This is a genomic window from Exiguobacterium sp. S22-S28 (assembly GCF_043359615.1).
Classification (GTDB): domain Bacteria; phylum Bacillota; class Bacilli; order Exiguobacteriales; family Exiguobacteriaceae; genus Exiguobacterium_A.
Genome location: NZ_JBHFFC010000026.1, coordinates 336,627 through 361,783 on the forward strand (window position 1 = coordinate 336,627; position 25,157 = coordinate 361,783).

A 25,157-nucleotide genomic window follows, 5' to 3' on the forward strand; every position below is an offset into this window, starting at 1 on the left:
ACTGGCTTGTGTCTCGCCTGAGGAAAGGGCGTGAAAAGACGAGTAATTCTTTTTTGAATCAGCCCCATTTTGTTTGACAGGAATTACTCGCTTCACGCAACTCTTTCAGCAAAAAGTAGGCATTCTAAAATCCGAATTGGATTATCAACCCCTTATCCGCAAGACAAACATCATTCCGAGTCCCAGCAACAGACCGGTCAGACCGAGGTAAAAGTACGCCCCGTTTAAACCGATCGCCTGGCTGATGTGTCCGAAACCGAGTCCCGCTGCCATCGTCGCGAGACTCTCGACGAACGAGACCGTCGAACTGCCGGTCGCCCGACGTTCATCCGGCAAACAGTCTTGCAACAACGTCGTCAAAACAGGTTCCGACCACCCGTAGATCAAAAAAATACCGATCAGCAGCAATACCGACCAACTGCCTTCCATCACGGCGAGCAGAATGACTCCACTCGTATACAACAGCAACAAATAACACAGAACCTTATACGGACGTGTTGGCTTCGGTAACAGATTACCAATTCCCTGAGCCGTCATCAAGCTGATCAGAATGATACCAAACCATGAAACGGCAATCCCCTGATCCCGGACATACAGTTGCCAAAACTCATCTAAAAAGGTGATCGTCGTACCAAACATGACGGTAAACAAGACAATCCGGACAAGCGCCGGGATTTTCAAGAGACGATTCCATCCACTGTCATTCGTTCGTTCGGTCGCCGGCCGTGCACTGTGTGTGTCCGACAAAAGACAACTCGCCAGTACCGCACAGACCAAAAAACCGAAGGAAAGATAATAATGGGTAATCAAATCAAACGATTGTGCGAGCCACGCTCCCAACAGAGCGGCCTCGCCTGCCGTCCCAAGACCAACCGCGTTCATTCGCCCGACCGTCTGCTCAAACCGATCACTTGCCCCCGTCTGTTGCATCGACTCGTACAACAATGCGTCTTCCGTCCCGCTGATGGCAGCTGTTCCGATTCCCGCCAGCACCATTGCGAATAAAAAGGACGGCAGACTAAAGGCATGCAGCAGAACAAGAAACGAGAAACACTCAAACGACGTACCGATGATCATGCCCATCTTACGACCAAACCGGTCAACTATCAGACCAAACGGAATTTCCAACACGACCAGCGTCAACGCAAAAACGATTTCCGCGTAGATGACATCTTGAATCGTCATTCCGCGTTGCTCCCAAAACAACCGCTCGATGACATAGGCCGGAATACAAGCTGTCGCAAAACGAATCAAGTAAAGAATCCGGATATTTCGACGCAACCCGACTTAACAAGGAGGACGGACAGGGTTCATTTAAAACAACTCCTTTTTTTGAATAGAGTGAGTGCTTTCTTACCCATCATTTTCCCGTTTCCATCGCCTTACAATCCACTTTCGTTGTCCAAAACAAAAGACAGTGTGTTCCGGGGAACCCACTGTCTTTGCTGTACGCATCATTATTTGTGTTTTCGAAGATGGTCATTTGATGATAAAGACGCCTCCACGATTTCTTCAAGCGATACCTCTGCTTGAACGAACGGCAGCTCGACTGTAAAGACCGAACCCTTTCCTTCCGTCGATTCCACATGGATCAACCCTTCATGCGCCCGGACGATTTCTTGACAAATCGCCAAGCCAAGACCGGTTCCGCCGATTTTCCGGCTGTCGGAGTTATCGACCCGATAAAACTTACCAAACAACTCCGGTAACGCCTGACGCGGAATACCGATGCCTTCGTCCGAAACCGTGACCCGTAACCGGTCATCTAATTCCTCGAGTCGTAACTCCACCTGTCCGCCGTCCGGTGAATACTTGATGGCGTTATTGATGAGGTTTCCAAACAGTTGCCGCATCTTCGCTTCGTCCGCCTCGACCGGTCGTACTGGTGCATCGCCCGTCTCGAGACTCAATTGGTGATGTGTCGCAGAACCGGCTTGGAATTCGGCTACTTCTTGGATCAAGTTCGCTAGGTCAAGCTCCTTGAAATGATACTGCTGTTGGCTCGATTCCATCCGCTGAACGTCGAGGAAATCATTCACGAGACTCGTCAGACGTTGTGTCTCGGTATGAATCGTCGTCAAGTAGCGTTGTTGCCGATCCGCCGGCAAATCTTTCGCCAGCATCAATTCCGTGTAGCCAAAGATTGAGGCGAGTGGTGTCCGCAGTTCATGGGAAACCGTCGATACGAATTCCGACTTCATCCGATCGATTCCCGTCTCAATCGTCACATCACGTAAGACGAGCATGGTTCCGCGGAATCGTCCGCCGTAATCGATGCCTTCCGCATAGACATGGACGAACCGTTCTTCTTTATTCAGAGATAATGACAGCCCTTCCGTCGGGATCTCATGACTGCACACACGGTCCATATAATCCAAGAACGCTTCATGTTGGTCGACTTGAACGGCCAACTCTTCGATCTTGACATCAAGCGTCATCAAACCGTCATCGTTGAACTGATCATGTGCCGGGTGGTGGAACAACGCCAATAACGGTTTATTGGCAAAGATTTTCCCGCCCTCGATGTAGATGACGGCTTCCCGGATCGAGTGCAACAGTTTCGACGTTTTCTCTCGTTCCCGTTCGATTTCATCAAATACCCGCATCCGCAGAAGCGACAATGCCAATTGACGTGAGAACGACCAAATTTCTTCCGTCTGATCGTCATTAAACTGATCACGGTAACGAACAAGATAAATGCTTGCAATCATCGTATTTGTCGTCGGATCCATGACCGGGACGACCGTTTCATACATGCTGTATGGATACGGAAGCGGATGATCACTCGTGACCTGTTTCGTCGACCGGACAGCCCGTTTGTGCATGCGCGCCCGCTCGAGCAAGGACATCGAGGACGTCAAGAGTTTACGTTCCTGATCAACAGTCATCCCGTAAGAGACGATATCCGTATAGCGGTCTTCCTCAAGGAAGACGATTGCCCCCAATTCGGCATCCGTGATTGTAATCAACTTCTCGATGATCGCCGGATAGGCCGTCAATGTTTCGCGTGACGCGAGGGTTTCCGTCAGTTCGTTCCGGTAACGTAAATGGGTTTCATTCCGTAACGTGATATCAAGGGCTTCTTCCAGCTCTTCTTGTTGGGTTTGCAACTCTTCTTGTTGCGCGACCAATTCTTCCTGCTGAATTTGCAGTTCGTCGTTACTGGAGACAAGTTGCATTTTTTGGGTGGAAATCGCCGCCGCCATTTGATTAAACGTCGTCGTCAATTCCCCGATTTCATCTCGTTCGTTCACGACAGGGATTGGTGTAGCGTCTTCCCCTTTGGCCAATCGACTGCTTTCGCGGTTCAGTTGGCGCAACTGTCCCGTCAACTTCGACACGAACGGGCGAACGAGTAAAGCAATGATGAGTAACAGAACTGCTAGATTAATGAAGCCCAGCACCTGAGACGCATTCACTTGTTTTCCGAGTTTGTCTTGTGCTGCCAACTCTTGTTGATTTAATGAATTCCGATAATCTGTAAAGACCGTTTCCATGTCGACGATGCTCGAGCTCATATCAGCTGCACTTTTCGTCTTGATGTTGAATTTCCGGTCCGGATCCAATTGCGGTGCCTGTGTCACTTTTCCGAGCGTCGCCATCTGCAGAAATGGTTCCGTGACATCACCGTCTTTTTTGGCGGCAACATAGTTCGTCAGGCTCGGCATGACGCGTTCCGTATAGGCACTATAAAGCGCCCGGGCATCCGTTGCGTATTGTTCTTCTTCTTTATAACGCGCATTTTTTTCGAACCACGTCGTCTGACGATTGATGGCGTCTTTTTTCCGTTCGATTTCTTCAAGCATTGCCTCATCACCTAGCAGGACGAATCCACGCATCTCATATTGAAGACTCTGCCAGGATTCGTATAAGTTCGTCGCTCGTGTGCGATGATCATTCAACGTCAACAGTTCCTGACGCGAATCCTGCACTTGATTTTTCGTATAAAAGTAAACACCGGCTGAGGTCAGCACGAGTGTCAGAATAATCATATAGAAGGCGAACATAATTTGGCGTCCAATCGTACGATTAAGCCATGATTTCATCTATTGATCCCCCTCTATCGTGTCATTTATACACAATTTTTTCGTTTCTAAACTCTATTTTAAAGCTTTTTTATTGAATTCCACTAAATATGCTCAAAAAAGACCGCTTTTCATCTAACTTTAATCTAAACGGTTGTATGTTACAAACAGATGTCGAAAAAGCGGTATTTTGTTCCTCAAATGAATAGATTTCATATAAAAAGTCCACTCCGTTGAACGAAGTGGACAATGAGTTAAATATTCGAATGATTGGAACTTTGATGATCTGCCTGATGCTGATCGATATGCATCTGATGATGATCGTGTGCGCTCGAATGACGACGGACCGGCTGCTCATCCGCTAATGGATCACCTTCAAGCAGACCAAGCCGTGCATATTGCGTCAGAATGTCTTGTTTTGTTGTTTCTTCGATTAAATCCGTCTGTTGAATCAGCATCAAAATTCCTTTTGCGAGACGAACCGGTTCCAAATTCGTCTTTTCAACCGGAAATACCGGCAAGGAACGGATATATGTCAAATAGTCTCGGGCACCCGATTCCGATGGTGTCACGAGTTGTGACGCATGATGCCGGAGTGATGTCGTGATTCCATTCGTCGAAATTCCTTTTGAGGCTGATGAAATCAATGAAATCACGATAACAGAAAGTATCAGAACAAAAAAGATGACCATGAAAACCGGCATTCCGGCAAAAAAACCATCCCCGCCTTCTTCGAATGTCATGTCGTCGATTTCCGACAGCGATGCAAAGGTATGGATTCCAAATTCTCTCATTCAAGTTTCCCTCCTGTTTGATTTGATTAACTTACTTATGCAAATCAAACAGTCCAGGTTCCGGTATCGAATTAGTTTTCCAGTAATACTTCCGCATTAAACCAATCTTCCACAAACAACGAACCGTTCGGCACATCAATCTGATAGGAATAAAGGACAGCAAAATCACCGTCTGTCATCATTGGCAACGTCAGTTCACGTAAAACCGCTTTGACTTCCTCGGTCATCTCGGTGTCGTAACGGACAAATCCATCCTCCCGGGTTTCCTGTTCCGTCAAATACGGCATCAATAAGGTTTTACCAAACGATTGTGGGTCATCAATGACTTCTGCTGTCACACCAAATAACTCTTCCGCCTCCAAAATCAACTCATCCGCCGGTCCGACCGTCACTTCGTTTGGAAACCAGACGGTCAAGCGTGTCCCTTCCTTCAAGAATCGTTCAAACATCGGGATAAACGTTTGGTTCTCCATCAAATCGTAATACATCAGGCTTCTCCCTTCACGAATTCAAATTTCAGCTGGTTTTGTTCGAGATATAACATCGCCCGGAACGTTCGTCCGTTCTTTTTCATGTCCAATGGTTTCGTTTTTTCATGTGCCAACACCTTTTTCAGTTCCGCTTGCGTCAGGCGGGCACCGAGAATTGTTTTCGGTAACGTAAAACCACAGTTCTTTTTCTGATAGGCACTGCAGCCGTAGAATTTTCCGCGATCGAGTAATTCCGCCTGACAGACCGGACAGATCCCAACAGGACGGTTTGTCGCACCCCGTGCCCGCTTCGCCGGCACTTGCGTCGGATCCACTTCGAGTTGTTCGACACGTGTTTTGGCGTCTTCGACGAGATGTTGTGACAACTTTTTAGCCTGTTCGACGAACTGCGCTGCCGAGGCCTCACCTTTCCCGATTTGGTCGAGCCGGCTTTCCCATTTTGCGGTCATCTCTGGCGAGGCAAGGATACTTCCGCTGACGGCTTCAATTAAAATCCGTCCCTTCGCCGTCGGGTGAATTTCTTTTTTCTTGACCTGAATGTACTCACGTCGCTTCAGCCCGTCAATGATGCCGGCTCGGGTCGCCTCTGTTCCCAGCCCTTCGATTTCCTTCATGATTGCTTGCAGTTCATTTTCGAGGACCTTCCCGGCTGTTTTCATGCCGAGAATCAACGTCCCTTCGGTATACCGTTTAGGCGGTTCCGTTTGTTTCTCAAGCAACTTCGCACTTTTGATCGGCACCTGTTGTCCGATTTCGACCGCCGGTAAATCCAGTTCCTTCGCTTCGATCTGCAGCACACGTTTGAATCCGAGTTCCAGCGACCGGCTGCCTTTTGTGATGAACCGGTCCTGCTCCCGCTGCGTAACGATCTCCGTTTTCTCGGAACGGGCATCCGGGGCAAAGGCGGCTAGAAAACGGCGAACGATCAAATCATAGACCTGTGCATCACGGCCCGACAATTTAGCGACTGCTCCGGCTTCTTCCGTCGGAATGATTGCATAGTGGTCACTGACTTTCGCCGAGTTGACATACCGTTTATTCGTCGCCGGGTTTTTGGTCAGGACGTCGGTCAGTTCCGCATACTCCGGTTGTTTAAGAAGACGTTTTAAGATCGACGGAAACTGGCTGGCTTCGTCTTTTGAGACAAATGATGAGTCCGTCCGGGGATAACTGATCCAGCCTCGGATATAGAGTTTTTGGGCGATGTCGAGTGTTTCCTTTGCCCCTAGTCCGAAGCGTCGGCTCGCTTCCGTCTGTAATAAAGACAGACTGAACCAGAACGGCGGCTTTTCGACTTGTTCCGACTTGTCGACCGTTGCTACGACACCTGTCCCTGTTGTTCGGGCGACGATCGCTTCTGCCAGTTCACGTTCTGTAATCTTCGTCTGTTTTTTCGCATTGATGTACTTGCCTTTGTATCGCGTAAAATCCGCTTCGACTTCAAAAAACGTTTCCGGTCGGAAGTGTTCAATCTGTTTTTCACGTTCGACGATCAAGGATAACGTCGGGGTCTGAACCCGCCCTAACGAAAAGACATCGGCAATCCCTTTTTTCTTGAGCAAGGTCGTATAGGCACGCGAAGCATTCATCCCAATCAACCAGTCGGCACAGGCCCGGCTCATCGCTTCATGAAACAGATTTTCCGTTTCTTTTCCATCGAGCAGATTGGCAAATCCATGATCGACGGCTTGTGGGGTCAGACTTGATATCCAGAGTCGTTGGAGTGGCTTGGCATTATTCGCGAGGCGAAGAATCAGCCGGACAATTGCCTCTCCCTCTCGCTCGGCATCCGATGCTATAATGATGGAAGTTGTCGTCCGCTCATTTAACAATTTCTTGATCACTTGGAATGCCTTGCTTTTCCCACGCGACAGGCGGTAATCAAACCGTTCGGGAATGATCGGAAGATGGTCATAGTTCCACCGTTTCCACTTGGCATCATAATGCGCCGGTTCCTGCAGTTCACATAAATGTCCGACCGCGTACGCCAGTTTGGCACCCGCCGGGAAACGATCGCACGGCTTAATTTCAATGTATCCGTCCCGCTTGACCGATGGATATGGCGCTGCGAGTTTTTCAGCTTGTTTTGGTTTTTCCGCAATGATTAATTGCATCGTTTCACCCTCATTTCCTTACTTCAGACACGCGGAGGTTCACATGCCCTATTTCACTTTATTCATGGCGCTCTTTTTTATCTCGACATCTGCAATTTTTGTTAAATGGGCCGAAACCCCGATTGAAGCCGTTGCTTTTTTCCGGATGCTGTTTTCAACGTTGCTGTTGCTTCCGTTGATCCACTTAAAAGAATTGCTCAGCCTCAGTTCGACAACGATTCGCCATATGATTTTGAGCGGCATTCTGTTAGCCGGTCACTTCTGGCTGTGGTTTTTGTCTCTTGATTATACGACAGTTGCCAGCTCGACGCTCTTCGTAACGGCAAGTCCGATTTTTGTCTTGATCGGAAACGCCGTCTTCTTTAAACAACATCCGTCAAAAAAGGCGCTCTTTTTTGTTGGTGTCGCCCTTCTTGGCGGCGGGCTCGTCGCTTACGGTGACATCGCGGTAGGTCTGCGTGCCTTAATCGGCGACGGACTGGCGTTGCTGGCAACGATTCTTGTCGCCGGTTACTGGTTGCTCGGTCAACATGTCCGAACAAGCGTTTCGACGAATACCTATTCATTTGGTGTGTACGCCGTTTCTTCCGTCGTTCTGTTGCTGTTTTCACTCATCCAATCGGTCAACCTCGTCGCTGCGTTTCAAGTCGACTGGCGTATCTATGTTCTACTCGCAGTGTTCCCGACACTGCTCGGTCATAACTTGTTCAACTGGGCCTTGTCTCGTGTCAGTGCCAGCATCGTCAGCATCACGATTCTCGGTGAAGCCGTCTGGGGAATGATTTTTGGTTACTTCTTGTTTCAGGAATCGTTGACGTGGATCCAGATTTCCGGAGCCACACTGTTACTGGTCGGGATTGGTCTGTTTCTCCGACGCAATGAACGTGACATACGGGAACAATTCGCTCAACAAAACGCCGCCACGACGTCCGAATCCGAACGTTAACGCCAACTGGATGCCCTTGATTCAAAGGACATCCAGCTGGTGTTTTTTTAGTTGGTCGGATCTTCCGGACGCACTTTCGGCAGACGAAACGTCATCAAAAAGGCGAGCACGGCACAGACTAATCCCCCGATAAAGACGAGATGTAACCCGTTTGCCAGCGCCTGTTCAGCTGCCGACTGGACTTCCGTTCCGTACCGTCCCGCTGTGTCCGACTGGAAAAACGGATCGATTGTATACGTGGACAGCAACGGCGAATCACTGAAGGCTTGAATGATCGAAACGTTGAACAACGTGCCGAAAATCGCAACACCAAGCGTCTGTCCTGTTGTGCTTAAAAAAGAATTGACGGCGGTTGCGGATCCCCGGAGTGACCAGTCGACGGATGTCTGAAGCACGACCATGAAAACAGGTTGGGCGAGACCAAAGCCGATTCCGATCAAGGAGACGGCAAGGTAGATGAAGACATCACTCGACGCCCGGTCAATGAAGGTCAAGATGATCATGCCGACAACCAGCAACCCCATTCCGGTCATCGTCCGGTAACGCGGCGAAGCAATTCCAATCGTCCGGCCGCCGATGATTGCAGTAATCGTCCAGAACAACGACAACGGCATCAGCATGAATCCAGCTTCGGTCGGACTTTTCCCGAGTACGCCCTGTGCGAAAATTGGAATGTAGGCGGACATCGAAACGAGGACCCAGGCGGAAAAGAAGACGGCCAGATTAATGACGAGAATGACCGGATGACGAATCACGGCCGGCGGCAACAACGGATCCGCCGCTTTCTTTTCGACCCGGTAAAACCAAAACAGCAAACCGGCGCTGACACCAAAACTGATCAAGATGACCGGACGTAAAAACGTCTCGGACTCACTGCCCGACAATAAGGCATACAGCAACGCACTCATTCCAACGGCAAATAAGACGGCTCCCCGGTAATCAATTTTCCGGGTCGTGGCTTTAACAGTTTCCTTGTAATACACGACGATCATGATAAACGAAATCAAGGCAAACGGAACGTTGAGTAAAAAGATGTAGCGCCACGATAACGTTTCGACTAAAAATCCGCCGACGAGTGGTCCCGCCACACCGGAAATTCCCCAGACCGCACTGAGGACACCTTGGATCTTCCCTCGTTCTTCGTATGTATAAAGATCTCCGATGATGGTCATCGCAATCGGTAAAACCGCTCCGGCGCCAATGCCTTGGACGGCACGGAAGATGATTAAGGATTCCATTGTCTGAGCAAGCCCGCAGGCTAACGAGGCGAGTGTAAATACGCCGATTCCGAACAACAAGACACGTTTGCGTCCGTACAGGTCGGCCATCTTGCCATAAATCGGGGTCGAAACCGCCATAAACAGCAGGAATCCTGCAAAAATCCAGCTGACGAGTTTGGCCCCGTTCAACTCACTGGCCATGACCGGTGTTGCCGTCGCGACGATCGTTCCCTCAATCGCGGCTAAAAATGTGGCTAACAATAAGGCAATCGTGACGTTTTTTCTCACGCTGTTCAACTCGCTTTCTGTGAATGTTCCACTGTCCTTATCATACCGATGATCGTCCGACTTCCAAAAGGAGATGCTTACGGAGCAGGAATCGGGGGAACAATAGGGAATGATAAACAATAGAGATTGATTTACCAACCGAATGGAGGATTTTATTATGTTACGAAAAACCGCTTTGATCACAGGTGCTTCTGGAGGCATCGGTCTTGATTTAGCCGTCCTCGCAGCACGCGATGGTTTTGATTGTGTCCTGATCGCCCGCAACGAGAAGAAACTCACTGAACTGAAACACGTTCTTGAAAAACGTTATCAAATTAAAGCATACACGTTTGCTGCTGACCTGTCGCAGGCGGACAGCGTCTCCCGTGTCATTGATTATCTCGACGAACATGAACTGACAGTCGATTTATTGTTCAACAATGCCGGCTTTGCCACGTCGGGACGTTTTGCGGAAATCGATCCATCAGAAGATATCAACTCGATTCACGTCAACGTCGTCGCTCTGACGGATCTGACGAAACGCTTGGTTCCGGGGATGATCGACCGTGGATTTGGTCGCATCCTCAATGTCGCTTCGGTCGCCGCCTTTATGCCGGGTCCGTACATGAGCGTCTATTATGCAACAAAGGCGTACGTCTTGTCGTTCTCAGAAGCGCTGGCGTCAGAACTCGACGGATCCGGTGTCACGGTCACGTGTCTCTGTCCGGGACCAACGGATACGAACTTCTTTGACCGGGCTAAAATCACGTTACCGTTCAAAAGTATGCCGTCTCATCTCGTCGCATTCGCCGGCTACCGCGGCACATTAAAAGGAAAACGGGTCGTCGTGCCGGGTGCAAGCAACCGTGCCATGGTGACCGTCGCGAAATTCCTGCCACGCCGTCTCTTGACGGAAGTGACGGGCCGCATTCAAAATCCGGATCAGCAACAAGATGCGCCGGAAGAGGAATTCAGCTTCTCCAACTGATCAGTCAGACAAGAAAAGACGTTCGTCGCGTCCCTGCTGGGAATCGACGGACGTCTTTTTGGATTAGTGCATCTGATTCGGACGGTGAATATGATCCGTCCACCATTTTTGAAGCGTTCGCGGCAGTGCGGTATATCGATACACATACCGGAACGTGACCATTGCCGTCACCATCGTCATATAACCGGTTGAGAGAATCAATAACCAGGCAACGATCGATAAAAATAAATCGGTTTCAAAAAACAAATGTCCGATCAGTCCCCCTTCGACTGATGTGATCATCATCGCGGCCGGAAAAATAGCAGCTGCCAGTAAATAAAAGCCGGCATACCGCCCCCGAACCGTTCGCTTCAGCAATAAGAGACTTCCAAATAACAGACCAAACGCTGCAATAAGTACTAACAACAACAGAGACGTTATGGATAGCGCTGAACCAATCATGATACTTCACTCCAGTCTCATGGGATTACTTCTATTTACCCGTTTTCCCGTCAAACGAGTGCAAAATCCGTAAAAAAATCGGATGCAGCAGCCAGATGAACACCGCGTTCGACACCCCGTGCAACAAATCAAACACACCGCCTGTCAGCAACAAAGTCACAAACGCTTCAGGCGAAAAACCGGTAAAAATCAAAAATCCTAAATTACTGATCCACCCATACAAAAAACCGGCCATTGCGCCATAGATCGATAACAGGACCCGTGATTTCATCCCCGGCAATACACAAAAGAGACTGATCGCAGCATAGGCGATGATTTGAAACAGGACAAACGGTCCGCTTCCTAAAAACAGACTGGTCAGCACAACGACGAGCATCCCGGCAATGGCCCCGATGATCGGACTGACGCACGCAGCAAGCAACAAGACAAGCGCCGTGGCCGGTTGAACATTCGGGACACCGGCAAACAGGAGCCGACCGACAATCGCCGCTGCCGTGACCAAAGCGATGAAACGCAGCATCGATTCCGAAACGGGACGGTATTCAAACCGGAGCACGATCAAACTGATCAGAACGACGGCAACGAGAATCAATTCCATTCGTAGACCCTGCTTTGCTCGATAAAGGCGGCCCCCGGACCGTCATAGGCGACTTCTCCCTGGACGAGATAAATGACGCGGGTCGCATGGACGATTACGTCCGGATCATGTGTGGCGATGACGATTAATTTTTGCGGATGCGCAAACAACGCATCGATGAAGGCCGTGCGGTGTTGATTCGATAAACCGGCCGTCGGTTCATCAAAGTAGTACGCGTCTTTTGACCACGTTATCCGAGCCAGCACCTGTTGCTTTTGTTCGGCAAAGGTCAAGTTTTCACCGGCAAGAGCCGGCGCGAGTGCCGGATGAGCCGGGATATACCGCTTGTCTCCTGTCCGTTTGACTTTGCCATAAAGCGGCCGGTCGACCCCTAACAGTAAACGTAGAAGAGTTGATTTCCCGCTTCCGTTCGCTCCAATTAATGCGACCCGTTCTCCGGACCGAAATGAGATCTGACTGACTGCTAAAGCGTACTTCGCTTGTAACGGGTAACGGTGTTCGACGCGAATCATCTCGTCGATGACCGGACCAATCGATGTCTCTGGAAACGCTGTTCGTTGCACACGATGCTGAGGTGTCACCGAGTACGTGACGTGACACGTAAAACGCTGTTCGATTTCAGCTAATAAGGATTGCAGACGTGACTTACGTGTTTGATCCAAAAATAAAAACGGTTCTGCCAAAAAAATCGACTTTGGCAGTGACGCCAACGTGTAGCCGAGTGAGACAAGTTGTTGTTCACCGGACGACAATTCACTGGTTTCCCGGTCAAAAAAGGCTTCCAGTCCCAGCAAGGTTGCCAGTTCACCGGCAACAAATAAACTCGTCGTCGACAGTAAATCACGGACACGTCCATGCAACAACCGATCGGGTCGGATGACTTCCGTCCCCTCGGATCGTGCCAAACGTTCCAACATCTCAAGCGAGCCGGTTTCGTCGGTAATGATAGTAGGCATCACGCAACCCTCCTTTTGAGAAAATCAACAGTAATGGTAAAAGAAAAGCGGCTCCGAGTGCGAATGACGTCGTCAATCCATAAAAGGCACCACCAATCAACAAACCTTTCAGCACATCCCGCTGCGTCATGCGTTGCAGGCGACTGGGCACGGCATCGATCGGCAGCAGATGATACAGCGCAATTCGTTCCAGCTTGACTTCAAGCGACTGTTTCGGATGACTCATCTTCACTTCCGGCCATGTTCGAAGCAGCGATGGCACAATCGCCAGGACCATCCCGGTCAGCCGTGTCAGTCGGGGCAGGACCCGAAAGAGCGGACCCATCTGTTCCAGACGAACGAGCGTAAAGACAAGCTGACTGGACGTGACGAAGACCGCGACGGTCAACCCTGTCATCCAAATTCCGTAAGCATCGATCGAGGCTCCCACGAGCAGCGGAGCATACATCAAACCGACATACAGCAGTGGAAGCAAGAGGTAACGAAAGACCGTCCATTCGCGGATCCCAATAAAGAACAACAGATGAAAAACCAGAAGAACGGTCAGGTGAGTTGTCAGAAAGAACGGGACCGATAACATCGCCACTAAAAAAAGAGCGACATTCAGCGGATGAAGTCGCTCCCGTTCTGCCTTACTGAAAATAAGCCATTGCATCTTTTTCAAACCGCCACTCCAGGCGGTCGCCGTCTTTTAACTCATACGCGCCAGCGCCGACCTGTCCCGGTTTATCGTTGACACCAAATACCCAGCCACTACTTGCGCCGGCTGATTTTTCCCGGATACCGTCTACGGCAGTGACATAACTCATGTCGCCTTTACCGGTCTTGACGACCGCTAAATCCGTCTCTTCCAACGCATCCAGTGCGGTTTCCGATTTCGTCAAACACATTTCGTCCTCGAACAAGGTTTTTTTGTCGGCATGATTGACAACAGATACTTCGACCGATCGGTCACAGGCTTTAGCACTTTCACCATCCGTTGTTTTCGTTTGTTCCGCGCAACCCGCCAATACTACGAGACTGCTGATGAGAATCCATTTTTTCATCGTACGACTCCTTTTCGTCTTGAAGTTTCAAAACTGTAATTGTATAAAAGAATTTTTTTATCTTGTAACGATTGACCGTCCGATCGGAAATACGTTAATCGAATCGCATTGGCGAGCACGTCTTCTCCCGTGTTGACATAGGGAATCAGTTTACCTTGATCATCCACCAGTAAAACGGTCGCATCTTGCAGACTGAACGTTTCATACAGACCGTCGAGATCCATTTCGACATACGGGGTTTTTGATTCATGCAAAATCTGTTTGATCGATAGCGTCTTTAACATCGTAAAGGACGTCGAGGCATCAATCAGTTTTTGATAATACGACTCCAATGACCGCGTCAATACTTCTTCCCGCGGACGATAGGTCAACGTCCCCGTCACTTCCTGGTACGAGACCTCATAACGAACAAACCGGGTTGGTGTTTTCGCGATCAATTCAAACGTCGCATTCCGCAGATTACCGCCTTGATCAAACAATAATTGACTTTGCTCCAAGCGTAACGAATCATCGCCAATCCGCCGATCGATATGATCCATAAAGATTTCAAACGAATCATCCGTGATCGTGACCTGTCCCATCTGTTGGGTTTCTTCGCGAAGAGTGATCGTATCAAACGGACCCAACACTAGCTGCAGCAGGAAAAACAGAAATCCGAACAATGCCATGTACCGTTTGTATCTCGAATTTTTCTTAGGGTGTAAGACAATCAAAAATAGAATGATGCCAAGCGGCAGTTGAATGTCATAAACGGGAAAGGACACCGCCCCTAAGCAGGCGTAAAAGACAAATTTTAAATATAAATACTGTTCTTTTTCGGTTCGCTTCTCTAAAAAGAAGCCAAGGATGATGGCAGCTAACAAAAAAAGTGACCATTGGATGAGAAAGTCCATATTGTTTTATCCCTTCATCACGACAGATTGATGATCCATCATGAGGTATGACTCTGGAAATACTTCTCGCGCCTCCGTTTCCAAGCGTTGTTCCTGATCGACGTAGCGCGCTGAAATGTGCGTCAACAACAGTTTTTTCGCTTGCGCCTGGACAGCGATCTCAGCCGCTTGCCTCGCCGTCGAATGTCCGAAACGTCCGGCATGGTCCTGCTCGGAATCGGCAAATGTCGCCTCATGAATCAAAAGATCGACCTGATCGGCCAAGCGGATGCTGTTGTCACAAGGAACCGTATCGCCTAACACGGCGATCTTGACGCCCGGTTTAGGTGCCCCTAGAAAATCAGCAGATTGATATTTGGTTCCCTCAAAAACAAACGTCGGTTCCTGCTTGATCTGTCGATACAATGGACCGGAAGGAATACCTAACTGCTTTAATTCATCCACTAATAGGGCACCTTTCTCTTCTTCTCCTTCAATTCGGTAACCGAAGGCAGGAAAACGATGTTCCAACTCTTCGACGGTGATCCGGAAGCCTTCATGTTGATAGGTTCGGCTTGCCTCAACTTCAATGATGTCGAGTGGATACCGCAGATATGTCCCGGTAACGCGTAATGTCGCCTCGAGCCACTCTTTTAATCCTTTTGGTCCATAAATCGTCAACAACGTCGTCCCTTCAAGTGCAGCCCGGGTGCTGATAAAACCTGGCAGTCCAAAGATATGGTCGCCGTGCAGGTGCGTGATGAAAATCGTACTGACCTTACGCGGTTTGATCGGACTGTGCAACATCTGATGTTGCGTTGCTTCGCCACAATCAAATAACCAGGTCATCTTCGGATGTAACAGTGCGATGGATGAGACATTCCGTTGTTTGGACGGCATTCCCGCGCCTGTTCCTAAAAAATAAAATTCCATCTTTTTCCCCTTTTCGTAAAATTAGTAATTTTTATACACAAAATACACCTTTCTCGAGCGGAAGCATGATAAACTGTACCCATACTGATTCGAAAGGCGGGTTTTCCATGACCAAAATCGAACGGACTTATGCACGAATCGTACAAAGTGCCCGGATGTTAAACGAGAACTATCGGCAACAGTATGGGAAATCGATCAAAATTCAAGACATTGCAACAACCTTACTATGTACGGAAGAACTTGTTCTTGAGTCAATGGAATATTTCGAACGTCCACAATTAACTTAATCGTACAACGACAAAGAGTGTACCGCAACGTTGCGGTACACTCTTTTTTAGCTTGGCATCACTTATTCGTGATGTAATCCACTAACGTCACACATAATTCTGCTGTCTTAACGAGCTCTTCAATCGGCATTCTTTCGTTTGTCGTATGAATGTCTTCGTAACCAACAGCCAAGTTGACCGTCGGAATACCAAAACCGGCAATCACGTTGGCATCTGATCCCCCACCAGAATGCAACAAGCGTGGTGTCCGACCTAGTTGCGTGATCGCTGCTTTCGCGACTTCCACTACTTGATCTCCGGCTTCGAATTTAAAGCCTGGGTACATGACCTTGACTTCCACTTCCGCACGTCCACCGAGTTCTGCTGCGACATCTTCGAAAGCTGCTTTCATTTTCGCCGTCTGTGCTTCCATTTTCGGTGCGACGAGAGAACGGGCTTCTGCAAAAATCTCAACATAATCACAAACGATGTTCGTTGACGGACCGCCGCCGCTGAAACGTCCGATGTTTGCCGTTGTCTCTTCGTCAATCCGGCCAAGCGGCATTTTAGCGATTGCTTTTGCAGCAATTGTAATCGCAGAGACGCCTTTTTCTGGAGCAACACCCGCATGGGCCGTTTTTCCATAGATTTTAGCATTCACTTTCGCTTGCGTTGGAGCTGCCGTGATGATATCACCGACTTTTCCATCCGAATCGAGTGCAAATCCATAATCGGCGTCGATTTTAGAACGGTCCAAGACCATTGCCCCGACCAAACCAGATTCTTCACCGACCGTAATGACGAATTGAATTTTTCCGTGCGGTTGGTTCGTTTCGTTTAAAACGTGGACCAATTCGATTAAAGAAGCAAGTCCCGCTTTATCGTCCGCTCCAAGAATCGTTGTTCCATCGGTTTTCACATATCCGTCCTCGATGATGGGCTTAATTCCTTGTCCGGGAAAAACAGTATCCATATGGGAAGTGAAATAAATCTTATCAACCCCATCTTTTGTTGCTGGCAGTGTGACAATTAAATTATTTCCTTTATGCTCGGTTTTGGACGAAGCATCGTCTTCAAACACGTCACATCCAAGAGCCGTAAACGTCTCTTTCAAATGGGCACAAATGCGGGCCTCTTCTCTTGATTCCGAATCGATCTGGACCAATTCCAAAAAAGTATCAAGTACACGTTGCTCATTGACCATGTGGCATTCCTCCTCGATTTTTCAGTTCATCTAGCGCTTTTTTAGTATACCATTTACAAGCAAATTTGCACTTCAGAAGCGTTGTTTGTACAATGGCTGTAATCAAGTGATTTTGAAAGGAGCGGCTTAACTGTGGCAAAACCATCAAAACAACAACGCATCATCAAATGGACGACAATTACGATTTTAACGATTTTCCTGCTCGGAACGTTTGCTTCAACAATGTTTTATCTGTTCTGATCGACAAACCGTTGTTTTAACCGTAAATACTGTTCCGCTTCTTGCAACATATGCAGTAGGGCGGAACGAACTTCAAATTCATCCCGTGTCTTCGGCAACGGGGATTCACGGAACGCTGCAAGCAACTGTTCCAGTTCCGTCAAAAATAACGTCGCGTCGGCATCGGGTCGGACATTGTCGCCAATCGTCCGAAACAGGCCGGCGACTTTTTTACTTTCTTCTACGACAAGGACGAGATCATCCACATGTCGAACAATTCCGGTCAACAGTTCAAACTGTTGTTCCCGCATGCGGAAATACAAATAATCTTCGTCGTCATTTCGCCGGCCGATTGCATTACCCGTCCGTTTCAGCGACGCATCCTTCCCTTCTTTTAAAAGCCGTTCCGTCTCATGTAAGGTCAAGGAATGATGATTGACTCGTCCGGTCTCGATAGCAGCAGCGACTTCAAAGAACAAGGCGGCAATCCGTTGATCGATTTGCTTCCTGCGCTCGGCAATCGTCCGGTCTAGACTCGGCATGTACATATTGACGAGCAATCCGACACCGACACCGATCAAAAGCAGGTAAACTTCATTTAGGAAGATCGTCAGATTTAATTGCCGTGCGACGTACAGGTGGGTCAAAATGACGACACTTGTGATAAAACCGTCCTGCAGACGGAGGCGTTGCGTGAGCGGAAGAAATACAATGAAATAAAGCGCGATTGCAATCGGCCGATAGCCGATGACTTCAAATAAGATGAAACCGAGTCCGATTGCAAGCAAAGACGCCATGACGCGTTCATAGGACGCCCGAAATGATTTTTTTCTCGTCGCCTGAATACTGAGAATGGCGATGATGGCAGCAAACACATAATAATCCAGTTGCATGTTCTCGGCGATCCACATGGCGAGAGCCGCTGCAACCGCGGTCTTTAAGGTACGATAACCAATAAACATGGATTCCTCTCCCTTCTTTGTTAGGTTACCGATTTTCACACCGCATTGTCGATTGATTTTTTCAAAGGACGTGATTTTTTGACCAACCGCACCATCCGCCCGACCCGTCCTGTCCGCCGAACAGGTTCTTGGAAAGGGCTTGTCTTTTTTTTCTTGCTCGGCAGCCTGTTGTTTTTTTTATTACGTGAATCTCCTAAAACCGTGCTCCCCCCCGCCTCTCCATTTGTCGCTGAACTTTACGAAAACGGGAAGGTCACTGAAGAACAAGAATTTGATTCCTTCGACGCAGCTAAATCGTTTGTCGGTGACCGCCGGGGTGCTGTCAAACGAACGGACGACAACCGGTATATTTATTTAACCGGAAGTGGTATCGGCATCGTTCGTGCGAATGACACGTTAAATATTTACGCAGACCGAGCCTTGAAAAAGCGTCAGACGTATGTCGCACCCGGTAGCCGGCTCACTGTCCTGTCCTATGCGGATCAAGTCAGCCGGGTGGAAATCGCCGGTCTGACAGGTTATGTCGCAACCAACCGTTTGACACTCTACCCGGTCGAACAATCCAGCAACCGATCGTACTATGAAAAAAAGGGCGACCGCTTGTTGCATTATATCGTCGCTGACAGAGGTCTTGGTGGACTGATTACTGCGGGTGAGGCACCTGAAACGCTTGGACAGCGCACGACGCAGTATATTGAGTCGAAGACCCTAACACAAGATTTACGGAAGCCGACCACACTGTCGGCAAAACAGTTGGATGCTTTTATCCGAAAAAATGCTCCGGACAGCCCATTGATCGGTACCGGCAAGACGTTTAAACAGGTGGAACGCGACCACAACATCAATGCCGCCTATCTGCTCGCGCACGCCATCCACGAATCCAATTACGGACGGTCGGAGATCGCGCGGGATAAGTTCAACTTGTTTGGAGTGAATGCGACCGATATCGCACCAGGTCAAAATGCGACGTCCTACACATCGTTTGAAGACTCGATCCGGAAAACCGGCAAGTTCATCGCACGGGATTACTTGAAAAAAAACGGAAAGTATTACCGCGGACCATTTCTCGGAAACAAAGCCCGCGGGATGAATGTCTTTTATGCCTCGGACCCGTACTGGAGCGAAAAAATCGCCGGTATCCTATTGAAAATGAACGCCGTCTAAATCGACTTATGGTACACTAGTGGGCGAGACATCAATCATTTAGGAGTGAATGAACATGGAAAAAGTATTAGTATTTGGTCATAAAAATCCGGACACGGATACGATTGCCTCAGCAATTGCTTATGCAGAATTAAAAAAGGAACTCGGCATCCATGCAGAAGCCGTTCGTCTAGGCGAAATCAACGGTGAAACACAATTCGCACTCGATTACTTCAAAGTTGCCCGTCCGCGTCTTGTGACAGAAGTGTCAAAAGAAGCGCAACAGGTCATTCTCGTGGATCATAACGAACGTCAGCAAAGCGCTGATGATATCGACGCCGTCAAAGTGATGGAAGTCATCGATCATCACCGGATTGCCAACTTCGAGACAACTGATCCTATCTATTACCGTGCAGAACCTGTTGGTTGTACGACAACAATCTTAAACAAAATGTACAAGGAACACGGTGTCGCCATTAAACCAGAAATCGCCGGTTTGATGTTGTCGGCGATCGTTTCTGACTCTTTATTGTTCAAATCTCCGACATGCACGGAGCAAGACGTCCTCGCAGCACGCGAACTTGCAATGATTGCCGGCGTCGATGCCAACGTCTATGGTCTTGATATGTTAAAAGCAGGTGCTGACTTATCGAAGAAAACCATCGACGAGCTAATCGCACTTGATGCTAAAGAGTTTTCAATGGGATCATTTAAGGTCGAGATCGCTCAAGCGAATACGGTTGATACGGCAGAAGTCTTGCTCCGTCAAGCAGAGCTCGAAACACGCATCGACTCATTGATTGCTGAAAAAGATTTAGATTTATACATGTTGCTCGTCACGGATATTTTAACGAACAATTCGGTTGCTCTCGTCCTCGGACCTGAAGCTTCCCTTGTTGAACGTGCTTTCGGACTTGAGGCGACGAACCACCTCCTCTACCTAGAAGGAGTCGTCTCCCGGAAAAAACAAGTCGTTCCGGTCTTAACGAACACAGCTGCTGCTGTCGAATAAGTTCTGTTAAAAAGAAGGAGTTTACTCCTTCTTTTTTGAATACTTATATTGAATGGCTATTCATTCATTTATTAAGGGGGAATATCGAGATGACAAAAACAGTACTGATAACAGGCGGAACCAGTGGGATGGGAAAAGCCATGGCACTTGCCTTAAAGGAAGCCGGATGGAACGTCGTCGTCACCGGTCGTGATGCAGAACGCTTACAACAAACCGATCATGAACTTCAAAGCATCAACGGACAACATCTCGTCATCCAAATGGATGTCCGCGATCCGGAAGCGTGTTTGGCTGCCGTCAACCAAACACGTCAGCAATTTGGGCAACTAGAAGCTTTAATCAACAATGCGGCGGGTAATTTCCTCTGTCCGACCGATGAGCTGTCACCTAACGGATGGCGTACCGTCATCGACATCGTCTTGAACGGAACGTTCAACTGTTCGCACGCTCTCGTCAAAGGATGGCAGGAAGATCACGTGACGGGTGGACAAATCCTCAATATCGTCGCCTCCTATGCTTGGCAGGCAGGTGCCGGTGTCGCACCGAGTGCCGCCGCAAAAGCCGGTGTGCTGAACTTGACGCGAACACTTGCTGTCGAATGGGGGTACAAGTACCAGGCCCGTATCAATGCCATCAGTCCGGGACCAATCGAACGAACCGGGGGTGCTGATAAACTGGCGATGTCTCCGGAACATGCAGAACGGATTCGGCGGAACGTCCCGCTCGGACGATTCGGAACACCGGAAGAAATCGCCGGCCTTGCGACATGGATGCTGTCCGATCAAGCTAGTTACTTAAATGGAGAATGTATCGCACTGGATGGTGGTCATTGGTTAAACAAACAACCATTCTGATACTTTACTGCGTCTCTCGTCTTTCAGGCGGGAGTTTTTTGAATGGATTCCTCAGCTTCTTTTCGAATTAGCTATGTTTATCAATCATTTTTTCAGGAAAATAGTAATACAGGTAGTTGAATGAGGAAGGAGGAAACTTAAATGGGAATCGCTTTTATGTGGGGCGCAATCGCCGGTGGGGCGGTCGTGATCGGCGCGTTAATTGGTCTGTTTCTCCCACTTAAACAACGATTGATTGGATATGTCATGTCATTTGGAACGGGAATTTTGATTGGCGCGGCCACTTTTGAATTACTGGACGAGGCTCTGAACAAATCGACGACGATGGTTGTCGGTCTTTCGTTCATCGTCGGTTCGTTGGTTTTCACCGCTTTTGATATGTTCGTTTCTTCCCGTGGTGCAAGTAAACGAAAACGGTCGTCCGGCGGTAACGAAGGCACAGGAACCGCCATCTTCTTCGGAACAATTCTGGACGCAATTCCAGAATCCATCATGATCGGGGCAAGTTTATTATCAGGAAATGTCAGTGCTGCCCTTGTTGCGGCCATTTTCGTCAGTAATATCCCGGAAGGACTTTCGAGTACGACCGGCTTACAAAAAGACGGCTTTTCGAAGAAAAAGATTCTCGTCATGTGGGGGATCGTCTGGTTGATTTCGGCTCTCGCGTCTCTTGCCGGATACTCGATTCTCTCCGAGTTGCCCGATATGCAATTTGCGATGATCGGTGCCTTTGCGAGTGGCGGCATCATTGCGATGCTCGCTTCGACGATGATGCCGGAAGCCCATGAGGAAGGCGGTGCCATCGTCGGCCTGTTTGCTTCACTTGGTCTGATCACAGCTGTCATCTTAAGTTAACGAAACAGGGATCCGTTCCACTTGGAGCGGATCCTTTCGTTACGATGAACGGTCTTCCCATTCCTGTTTGAACCGTTCGACAAACTCCATCATATACCGGTGGCGGTCTTCGGCAATGACTTTTGCTGTCTTCGTGTTCATCAAATCTTTTAACCGGAACAATTTTTCATCGAAATGGTGCAAGGCACTCGTCGTCCCTGTCCGGTCACCCGGCTCGCGGGGAACGAGCCCTGGCACGTACATCGGCTCCTTGAATTGACCGGCAAATTGAAACGTTCGGGCGATGCCGATCGCACCAATCGCATCCAACCGATCCGCATCCTGAACGATTTTTCCTTCAAGCGTCTTCATCGGCGGACGATTGCCCCCCTTAAACGACAAGCTGTTGATGATCTCAAGGATATGCAGACGATCCGACTCGGATACACGTGATAGAAGATGCCGATCGACGCGTTCACTCGTTCCGCCAAGTTTACTGTCAGCTACATCATGCAGTAGCGCTGCAAGTTCGATGATACGAAGATCGCCTCCCTCAGCTGCCGCAATCCGTAATGCCATCCTCCGTACACGTTCGATATGGGCATAATCATGTCCGGAAAAATCAGTCGCATGGAATGCTTGGACAAACTGTTCTGTTTCTTCGATCAATATGATACCTCCCTTTTAAAAAGCGCGGACTCATCTAATCGAGTCCGCGCTTTTTGTCATAATACTTTTTCCAGGAATTTTTTTGCCCGATCCGTTTTCGGATGATCAAATAATTCGACCGGACTGCCTTCTTCCATCAAAATCCCTTCGTCAAGGAACAACACACGATCGGCTACTTCTTTCGCGAAGCCCATCTCGTGCGTGACGATGACCATCGTCATCCCGCTTTCTGCAAGCTGCTTCATGACGTCCAGCACTTCATTGACCATTTCCGGATCGAGCGCCGACGTCGGCTCATCAAACAACATGACGTTTGGTTCCATCGCGAGGGCACGGGCAATCGCGACCCGTTGCTTTTGACCACCGGACAGCTGATTCGGGAAGTTGTCCCGCTTCTCTGCCAATCCGACACGCTCGAGTAACACTTCCGCCCGTTTGACGGCTGCGTCTTTCGAAAGACCCAGTACGTTGATTGGCGCATAAATTAAGTTATCGAGGACTGACTTATGCGGGAAGAGATTAAATTGTTGAAAAACCATCCCGATATTTTGACGGGCTTTGGCGATGTTTGCTTTGGGTTTCGTCAATTCAAAACCATCAACATTAATCGTCCCGCCGGTCGGTTGTTCCAATAAATTGATACACCGTAAAAACGTTGACTTTCCGGATCCCGACGGTCCGATGACGGCCACGACTTCGCCCCGTCCGACAGTCGTCGTGATGCCTTTTAAAACTTCTAATTTTCCGAACTGCTTATACAGATCAGTCACTTGAATCATAGGTTCCATCTGATTACCCACTCTTTCTCATAGCTTTTTCGACTTGTTGACCAATCAAGGACAATCCCATCACAAGCACGAAGTAGACGAATCCGGCAAACAACAACGGTTCGAAGTATAATGCCTTTTCTCCGCCGACGACCTGCGCCCGGCGCATGACATCGAGCACACCGACCGTCGAAATCAACGCCGACTCTTTCGTCAACGTAATCATTTCGTTCATGAGTGCCGGCAGGATGTTTTTAAAGGCTTGCGGCAAGATGATTGACCGCAGTTGTTTCATGTACGGAATTCCGAGTGCATCGGCCGCTTCCCATTGTCCGCGGTCGACAGCTTGAATTCCGGCCCGGATGATCTCCGAGATGTACGCACCCGAATTTAAGGAAAAGGCGATGATTGCCGATTGATAACCGGTTGTGACGTACCCCGTCAATTGCGGTAAACCAAAGTGAATGATCGCTAGCTGTAAAATCAACGGTGTTCCGCGGAACACAGCCGTATAGGCATGACCGATGAACCGAACGAATCCGTTTTTCGTGATTTTCAGGGCGGCGACCACGATTCCGATAAGCATCCCGGCAATTGCCGCGACGACCACGACTTGGAACAGGACCGGAATCCCTTGCAGGATGTATGGGATTGAATCTTGAATCTTTGTAAAGTCTATCATAACCAATCTCCTAACGTCGCACAAAAGGGATGAGGTTACCCCCACCCCTATGCACTACTCTTATTTTGCTTCTTTTTGGAACCATTCTTCTGCAAGTTTGTCGATGTCACCATTGTCAATCATCTTTTTCAACTCTTTGTTGAAATCGTCACGCATCTTGTCCCCTTTTTTGAAGGCGACAGCAGAACCGGTTGGTCCATCTTCTTTAATTTCATACGTTTTTAATGCCTTGTCTTGATTCATGTATTTGACGGCGACGGCATCCTCAATGATCAATGCGTCAATCCGGCCTGTGTTCAATTCTTGAATGATTTCGGGAATCTTGTTTAACGAGACCGCTTCACTGTCTTTATAGCGATCTTTTGCTAATGCTTCCTGGATTGATCCAAGCTGGACTCCAAGTTTTTTACCTTTTAATTCGTCATCCGAAGCGATTGCTTTGTCCTTCGTCATGACAAGGTTTTTGGACTGGAAGTAAATATCCGTAAAATCAGCGTTCTTTTTCCGTTCGTCGGTCGGTGTCATTCCCGCCATGACGAAATCGACACGTCCCGAGCTGAGCGCTCCGAGCAGACTACCAAACTCCATATCCTCGATTTTTAAATCATATCCGAGATTTTTCGTAACTTCTTTCGCGATTGCGACATCAAATCCAACGATTTCGTCACCTTTCGCCGTGTCGATGTATTCAAATGGGAAATAATCCGCTGACGTTCCCATCGTCAATACTTTGTCACTTGTATTCTTCTCGCCTGTCGATTCCTCCGATGCACCACATGCTGCCATCGTGACTGCGAGAATGCCTGCCATTGCCGTTGCTGCTAATTTTTTCATGAATAAATTCCCCTTCCAAC

Annotated in this window: 26 protein-coding genes; 7 read left to right on the top strand and 19 right to left on the bottom strand. The window is 48.7% G+C overall.

Annotated elements, in window-relative coordinates; genetic code table 11:
• Positions 1 to 144: 144 nt before the first annotated feature.
• The 5 genes from ACHA8N_RS08360 to ACHA8N_RS08380 form a co-directional block, all read right to left on the bottom strand.
• On the bottom strand, positions 145 to 1,281 hold the full coding sequence (locus ACHA8N_RS08360; protein ID WP_393965416.1) for an MFS transporter: 1,137 nt from the start codon (positions 1,279 to 1,281) through the stop codon (positions 145 to 147).
• 176 nt (positions 1,282 to 1,457) lie between these two features.
• Positions 1,458 to 4,046 carry an ATP-binding protein gene (locus ACHA8N_RS08365; protein ID WP_393965417.1) on the bottom strand — a complete coding sequence of 863 codons (2,589 nt, stop codon included), beginning with the start codon at positions 4,044 to 4,046 and terminating at the stop codon, positions 1,458 to 1,460.
• A 233-nt stretch (positions 4,047 to 4,279) separates the two neighbouring features.
• Positions 4,280 to 4,819 (bottom strand): hypothetical protein, encoded by a 540-nt coding sequence (locus ACHA8N_RS08370; RefSeq protein ID WP_393965418.1) that lies wholly within the window; start codon positions 4,817 to 4,819, stop codon positions 4,280 to 4,282.
• A gap of 71 nt (positions 4,820 to 4,890) precedes the next feature.
• Entirely contained in the window at positions 4,891 to 5,307 is a 417-nt protein-coding gene (locus tag ACHA8N_RS08375; protein ID WP_393965419.1) for a hypothetical protein, read from the bottom strand.
• Positions 5,307 to 7,424: a DNA topoisomerase III gene (locus ACHA8N_RS08380; RefSeq protein ID WP_393965420.1), complete on the bottom strand. Its 2,118-nt coding sequence runs from the start codon at positions 7,422 to 7,424 to the stop codon at positions 5,307 to 5,309. Before ACHA8N_RS08380 ends, ACHA8N_RS08375 begins: the two co-directional genes overlap by 1 nt.
• A 43-nt stretch (positions 7,425 to 7,467) precedes the next feature.
• Between ACHA8N_RS08380 and ACHA8N_RS08385 the strand changes: the two genes are divergently transcribed.
• Complete coding sequence (locus tag ACHA8N_RS08385) at positions 7,468 to 8,370, top strand: DMT family transporter (RefSeq protein WP_393965421.1); 903 nt, start codon at positions 7,468 to 7,470, stop codon at positions 8,368 to 8,370.
• A 47-nt stretch (positions 8,371 to 8,417) separates the two neighbouring features.
• On the opposite strand, the gene ACHA8N_RS08390 is transcribed toward ACHA8N_RS08385, so the two are convergent.
• Positions 8,418 to 9,878 carry an MDR family MFS transporter gene (locus ACHA8N_RS08390; protein WP_393965422.1) on the bottom strand — a complete coding sequence of 487 codons (1,461 nt, stop codon included), beginning with the start codon at positions 9,876 to 9,878 and terminating at the stop codon, positions 8,418 to 8,420.
• A 157-nt stretch (positions 9,879 to 10,035) separates the two neighbouring features.
• Here ACHA8N_RS08390 and ACHA8N_RS08395 point away from each other — a divergent pair, with 157 nt between their 5' ends.
• On the top strand, positions 10,036 to 10,845 hold the full coding sequence (locus ACHA8N_RS08395; RefSeq protein ID WP_393965423.1) for an SDR family NAD(P)-dependent oxidoreductase: 810 nt from the start codon (positions 10,036 to 10,038) through the stop codon (positions 10,843 to 10,845).
• Positions 10,846 to 10,908: 63 nt separating this feature from the next.
• On the opposite strand, the gene ACHA8N_RS08400 is transcribed toward ACHA8N_RS08395, so the two are convergent.
• The 7 genes from ACHA8N_RS08400 to rnz are packed head-to-tail and all read right to left on the bottom strand — an operon-like array spanning position 10,909 to position 15,691.
• Positions 10,909 to 11,286, bottom strand: a complete 378-nt coding sequence (locus tag ACHA8N_RS08400) for a hypothetical protein (protein WP_393965424.1) — start codon at positions 11,284 to 11,286, stop codon at positions 10,909 to 10,911.
• Positions 11,287 to 11,317: 31 nt separating this feature from the next.
• The gene (locus tag ACHA8N_RS08405) at positions 11,318 to 11,884 is read right to left on the bottom strand and encodes an ECF transporter S component (protein WP_393965425.1); all 567 of its coding nucleotides are present in this window, start codon (positions 11,882 to 11,884) and stop codon (positions 11,318 to 11,320) included.
• Entirely contained in the window at positions 11,875 to 12,840 is a 966-nt protein-coding gene (locus ACHA8N_RS08410; RefSeq protein WP_393965426.1) for an ATP-binding cassette domain-containing protein, read from the bottom strand. Before ACHA8N_RS08410 ends, ACHA8N_RS08405 begins: the two co-directional genes overlap by 10 nt.
• Positions 12,803 to 13,495 carry a hypothetical protein gene (locus ACHA8N_RS08415; RefSeq protein WP_393965427.1) on the bottom strand — a complete coding sequence of 231 codons (693 nt, stop codon included), beginning with the start codon at positions 13,493 to 13,495 and terminating at the stop codon, positions 12,803 to 12,805. The genes ACHA8N_RS08410 and ACHA8N_RS08415 overlap by 38 nt, the downstream gene beginning before the upstream one ends.
• Entirely contained in the window at positions 13,473 to 13,886 is a 414-nt protein-coding gene (locus ACHA8N_RS08420; RefSeq protein WP_393965428.1) for a DUF4430 domain-containing protein, read from the bottom strand. The genes ACHA8N_RS08415 and ACHA8N_RS08420 overlap by 23 nt, the downstream gene beginning before the upstream one ends.
• Complete coding sequence (locus tag ACHA8N_RS08425) at positions 13,883 to 14,779, bottom strand: hypothetical protein (protein ID WP_147511778.1); 897 nt, start codon at positions 14,777 to 14,779, stop codon at positions 13,883 to 13,885. The genes ACHA8N_RS08420 and ACHA8N_RS08425 overlap by 4 nt, the downstream gene beginning before the upstream one ends.
• Before the next feature lie 6 nt (positions 14,780 to 14,785).
• Positions 14,786 to 15,691 (bottom strand): ribonuclease Z, encoded by a 906-nt coding sequence (gene rnz / locus ACHA8N_RS08430; RefSeq protein WP_393965429.1) that lies wholly within the window; start codon positions 15,689 to 15,691, stop codon positions 14,786 to 14,788.
• A gap of 107 nt (positions 15,692 to 15,798) precedes the next feature.
• Here rnz and ACHA8N_RS08435 point away from each other — a divergent pair, with 107 nt between their 5' ends.
• Complete coding sequence (locus ACHA8N_RS08435; protein WP_147511780.1) at positions 15,799 to 15,978, top strand: hypothetical protein; 180 nt, start codon at positions 15,799 to 15,801, stop codon at positions 15,976 to 15,978.
• 58 nt (positions 15,979 to 16,036) lie between these two features.
• Here ACHA8N_RS08435 and ACHA8N_RS08440 read toward each other — a convergent pair whose 3' ends face one another.
• Positions 16,037 to 17,161, bottom strand: a complete 1,125-nt coding sequence (locus tag ACHA8N_RS08440; protein ID WP_147511781.1) for a M20/M25/M40 family metallo-hydrolase — start codon at positions 17,159 to 17,161, stop codon at positions 16,037 to 16,039.
• 227 nt (positions 17,162 to 17,388) lie between these two features.
• Positions 17,389 to 18,342 carry an aromatic acid exporter family protein gene (locus tag ACHA8N_RS08445; protein WP_393965430.1) on the bottom strand — a complete coding sequence of 318 codons (954 nt, stop codon included), beginning with the start codon at positions 18,340 to 18,342 and terminating at the stop codon, positions 17,389 to 17,391.
• A gap of 78 nt (positions 18,343 to 18,420) precedes the next feature.
• Between ACHA8N_RS08445 and ACHA8N_RS08450 the strand changes: the two genes are divergently transcribed.
• The 4 genes from ACHA8N_RS08450 (at position 18,421) to ACHA8N_RS08465 (ending at position 22,206) form a co-directional block, all read left to right on the top strand.
• Positions 18,421 to 19,506, top strand: coding sequence for an N-acetylglucosaminidase (locus ACHA8N_RS08450; protein WP_393965431.1), 1,086 nt, complete (start codon positions 18,421 to 18,423; stop codon positions 19,504 to 19,506).
• 55 nt (positions 19,507 to 19,561) lie between these two features.
• Positions 19,562 to 20,497, top strand: a complete 936-nt coding sequence (locus tag ACHA8N_RS08455; RefSeq protein WP_147511784.1) for a manganese-dependent inorganic pyrophosphatase — start codon at positions 19,562 to 19,564, stop codon at positions 20,495 to 20,497.
• An 89-nt stretch (positions 20,498 to 20,586) separates the two neighbouring features.
• Positions 20,587 to 21,351: a 2,4-dienoyl-CoA reductase gene (gene fadH, locus ACHA8N_RS08460; protein WP_393965432.1), complete on the top strand. Its 765-nt coding sequence runs from the start codon at positions 20,587 to 20,589 to the stop codon at positions 21,349 to 21,351.
• Positions 21,352 to 21,492: 141 nt separating this feature from the next.
• A complete protein-coding gene (locus ACHA8N_RS08465) occupies positions 21,493 to 22,206 on the top strand; it encodes a ZIP family metal transporter (protein WP_147511786.1) in 714 nt (237 codons plus the stop codon).
• A 39-nt stretch (positions 22,207 to 22,245) separates the two neighbouring features.
• Here the strand turns inward: ACHA8N_RS08465 and ACHA8N_RS08470 are convergent, their stop codons facing one another.
• Genes ACHA8N_RS08470 through ACHA8N_RS08485 form a run of 4 tightly spaced genes read right to left on the bottom strand, consistent with a single transcriptional unit; the run spans position 22,246 to position 25,137 of the window.
• Positions 22,246 to 22,860, bottom strand: a complete 615-nt coding sequence (locus tag ACHA8N_RS08470) for an HD domain-containing protein (RefSeq protein WP_167498378.1) — start codon at positions 22,858 to 22,860, stop codon at positions 22,246 to 22,248.
• Between the two features lie 50 nt (positions 22,861 to 22,910).
• Entirely contained in the window at positions 22,911 to 23,633 is a 723-nt protein-coding gene (locus ACHA8N_RS08475) for an amino acid ABC transporter ATP-binding protein (RefSeq protein ID WP_393965559.1), read from the bottom strand.
• A gap of 13 nt (positions 23,634 to 23,646) precedes the next feature.
• Complete coding sequence (locus ACHA8N_RS08480; RefSeq protein WP_026833524.1) at positions 23,647 to 24,303, bottom strand: amino acid ABC transporter permease; 657 nt, start codon at positions 24,301 to 24,303, stop codon at positions 23,647 to 23,649.
• A gap of 60 nt (positions 24,304 to 24,363) precedes the next feature.
• On the bottom strand, positions 24,364 to 25,137 hold the full coding sequence (locus ACHA8N_RS08485; RefSeq protein WP_393965433.1) for a transporter substrate-binding domain-containing protein: 774 nt from the start codon (positions 25,135 to 25,137) through the stop codon (positions 24,364 to 24,366).
• Positions 25,138 to 25,157: the final 20 nt, after the last annotated feature.

Bases quoted from the DNA above. Each gene is read 5' to 3' on its own strand.
- ACHA8N_RS08365 (WP_393965417.1), bottom strand. From the start codon at position 4,046: ATGAAATCATGGCTTAATCGTACGATTGGACGCCAAATTATGTTCGCC.
- ACHA8N_RS08370 (WP_393965418.1), bottom strand. From the start codon at position 4,819: ATGAGAGAATTTGGAATCCATACCTTTGCATCGCTGTCGGAAATCGAC.
- ACHA8N_RS08375 (WP_393965419.1), bottom strand. From the start codon at position 5,307: ATGTATTACGATTTGATGGAGAACCAAACGTTTATCCCGATGTTTGAA.
- ACHA8N_RS08380 (WP_393965420.1), bottom strand. From the start codon at position 7,424: ATGCAATTAATCATTGCGGAAAAACCAAAACAAGCTGAAAAACTCGCA.
- ACHA8N_RS08385 (WP_393965421.1), top strand. From the start codon at position 7,468: ATGCCCTATTTCACTTTATTCATGGCGCTCTTTTTTATCTCGACATCT.
- ACHA8N_RS08395 (WP_393965423.1), top strand. From the start codon at position 10,036: ATGTTACGAAAAACCGCTTTGATCACAGGTGCTTCTGGAGGCATCGGT.
- ACHA8N_RS08400 (WP_393965424.1), bottom strand. From the start codon at position 11,286: ATGATTGGTTCAGCGCTATCCATAACGTCTCTGTTGTTGTTAGTACTT.
- ACHA8N_RS08405 (WP_393965425.1), bottom strand. From the start codon at position 11,884: ATGGAATTGATTCTCGTTGCCGTCGTTCTGATCAGTTTGATCGTGCTC.
- ACHA8N_RS08410 (WP_393965426.1), bottom strand. From the start codon at position 12,840: ATGCCTACTATCATTACCGACGAAACCGGCTCGCTTGAGATGTTGGAA.
- ACHA8N_RS08415 (WP_393965427.1), bottom strand. From the start codon at position 13,495: ATGCAATGGCTTATTTTCAGTAAGGCAGAACGGGAGCGACTTCATCCG.
- ACHA8N_RS08420 (WP_393965428.1), bottom strand. From the start codon at position 13,886: ATGAAAAAATGGATTCTCATCAGCAGTCTCGTAGTATTGGCGGGTTGC.
- ACHA8N_RS08425 (WP_147511778.1), bottom strand. From the start codon at position 14,779: ATGGACTTTCTCATCCAATGGTCACTTTTTTTGTTAGCTGCCATCATC.
- rnz (WP_393965429.1), bottom strand. From the start codon at position 15,691: ATGGAATTTTATTTTTTAGGAACAGGCGCGGGAATGCCGTCCAAACAA.
- ACHA8N_RS08435 (WP_147511780.1), top strand. From the start codon at position 15,799: ATGACCAAAATCGAACGGACTTATGCACGAATCGTACAAAGTGCCCGG.
- ACHA8N_RS08440 (WP_147511781.1), bottom strand. From the start codon at position 17,161: ATGGTCAATGAGCAACGTGTACTTGATACTTTTTTGGAATTGGTCCAG.
- ACHA8N_RS08445 (WP_393965430.1), bottom strand. From the start codon at position 18,342: ATGTTTATTGGTTATCGTACCTTAAAGACCGCGGTTGCAGCGGCTCTC.
- ACHA8N_RS08455 (WP_147511784.1), top strand. From the start codon at position 19,562: ATGGAAAAAGTATTAGTATTTGGTCATAAAAATCCGGACACGGATACG.
- fadH (WP_393965432.1), top strand. From the start codon at position 20,587: ATGACAAAAACAGTACTGATAACAGGCGGAACCAGTGGGATGGGAAAA.
- ACHA8N_RS08465 (WP_147511786.1), top strand. From the start codon at position 21,493: ATGGGAATCGCTTTTATGTGGGGCGCAATCGCCGGTGGGGCGGTCGTG.
- ACHA8N_RS08475 (WP_393965559.1), bottom strand. From the start codon at position 23,633: ATGATTCAAGTGACTGATCTGTATAAGCAGTTCGGAAAATTAGAAGTT.
- ACHA8N_RS08480 (WP_026833524.1), bottom strand. From the start codon at position 24,303: ATGATAGACTTTACAAAGATTCAAGATTCAATCCCATACATCCTGCAA.
- ACHA8N_RS08485 (WP_393965433.1), bottom strand. From the start codon at position 25,137: ATGAAAAAATTAGCAGCAACGGCAATGGCAGGCATTCTCGCAGTCACG.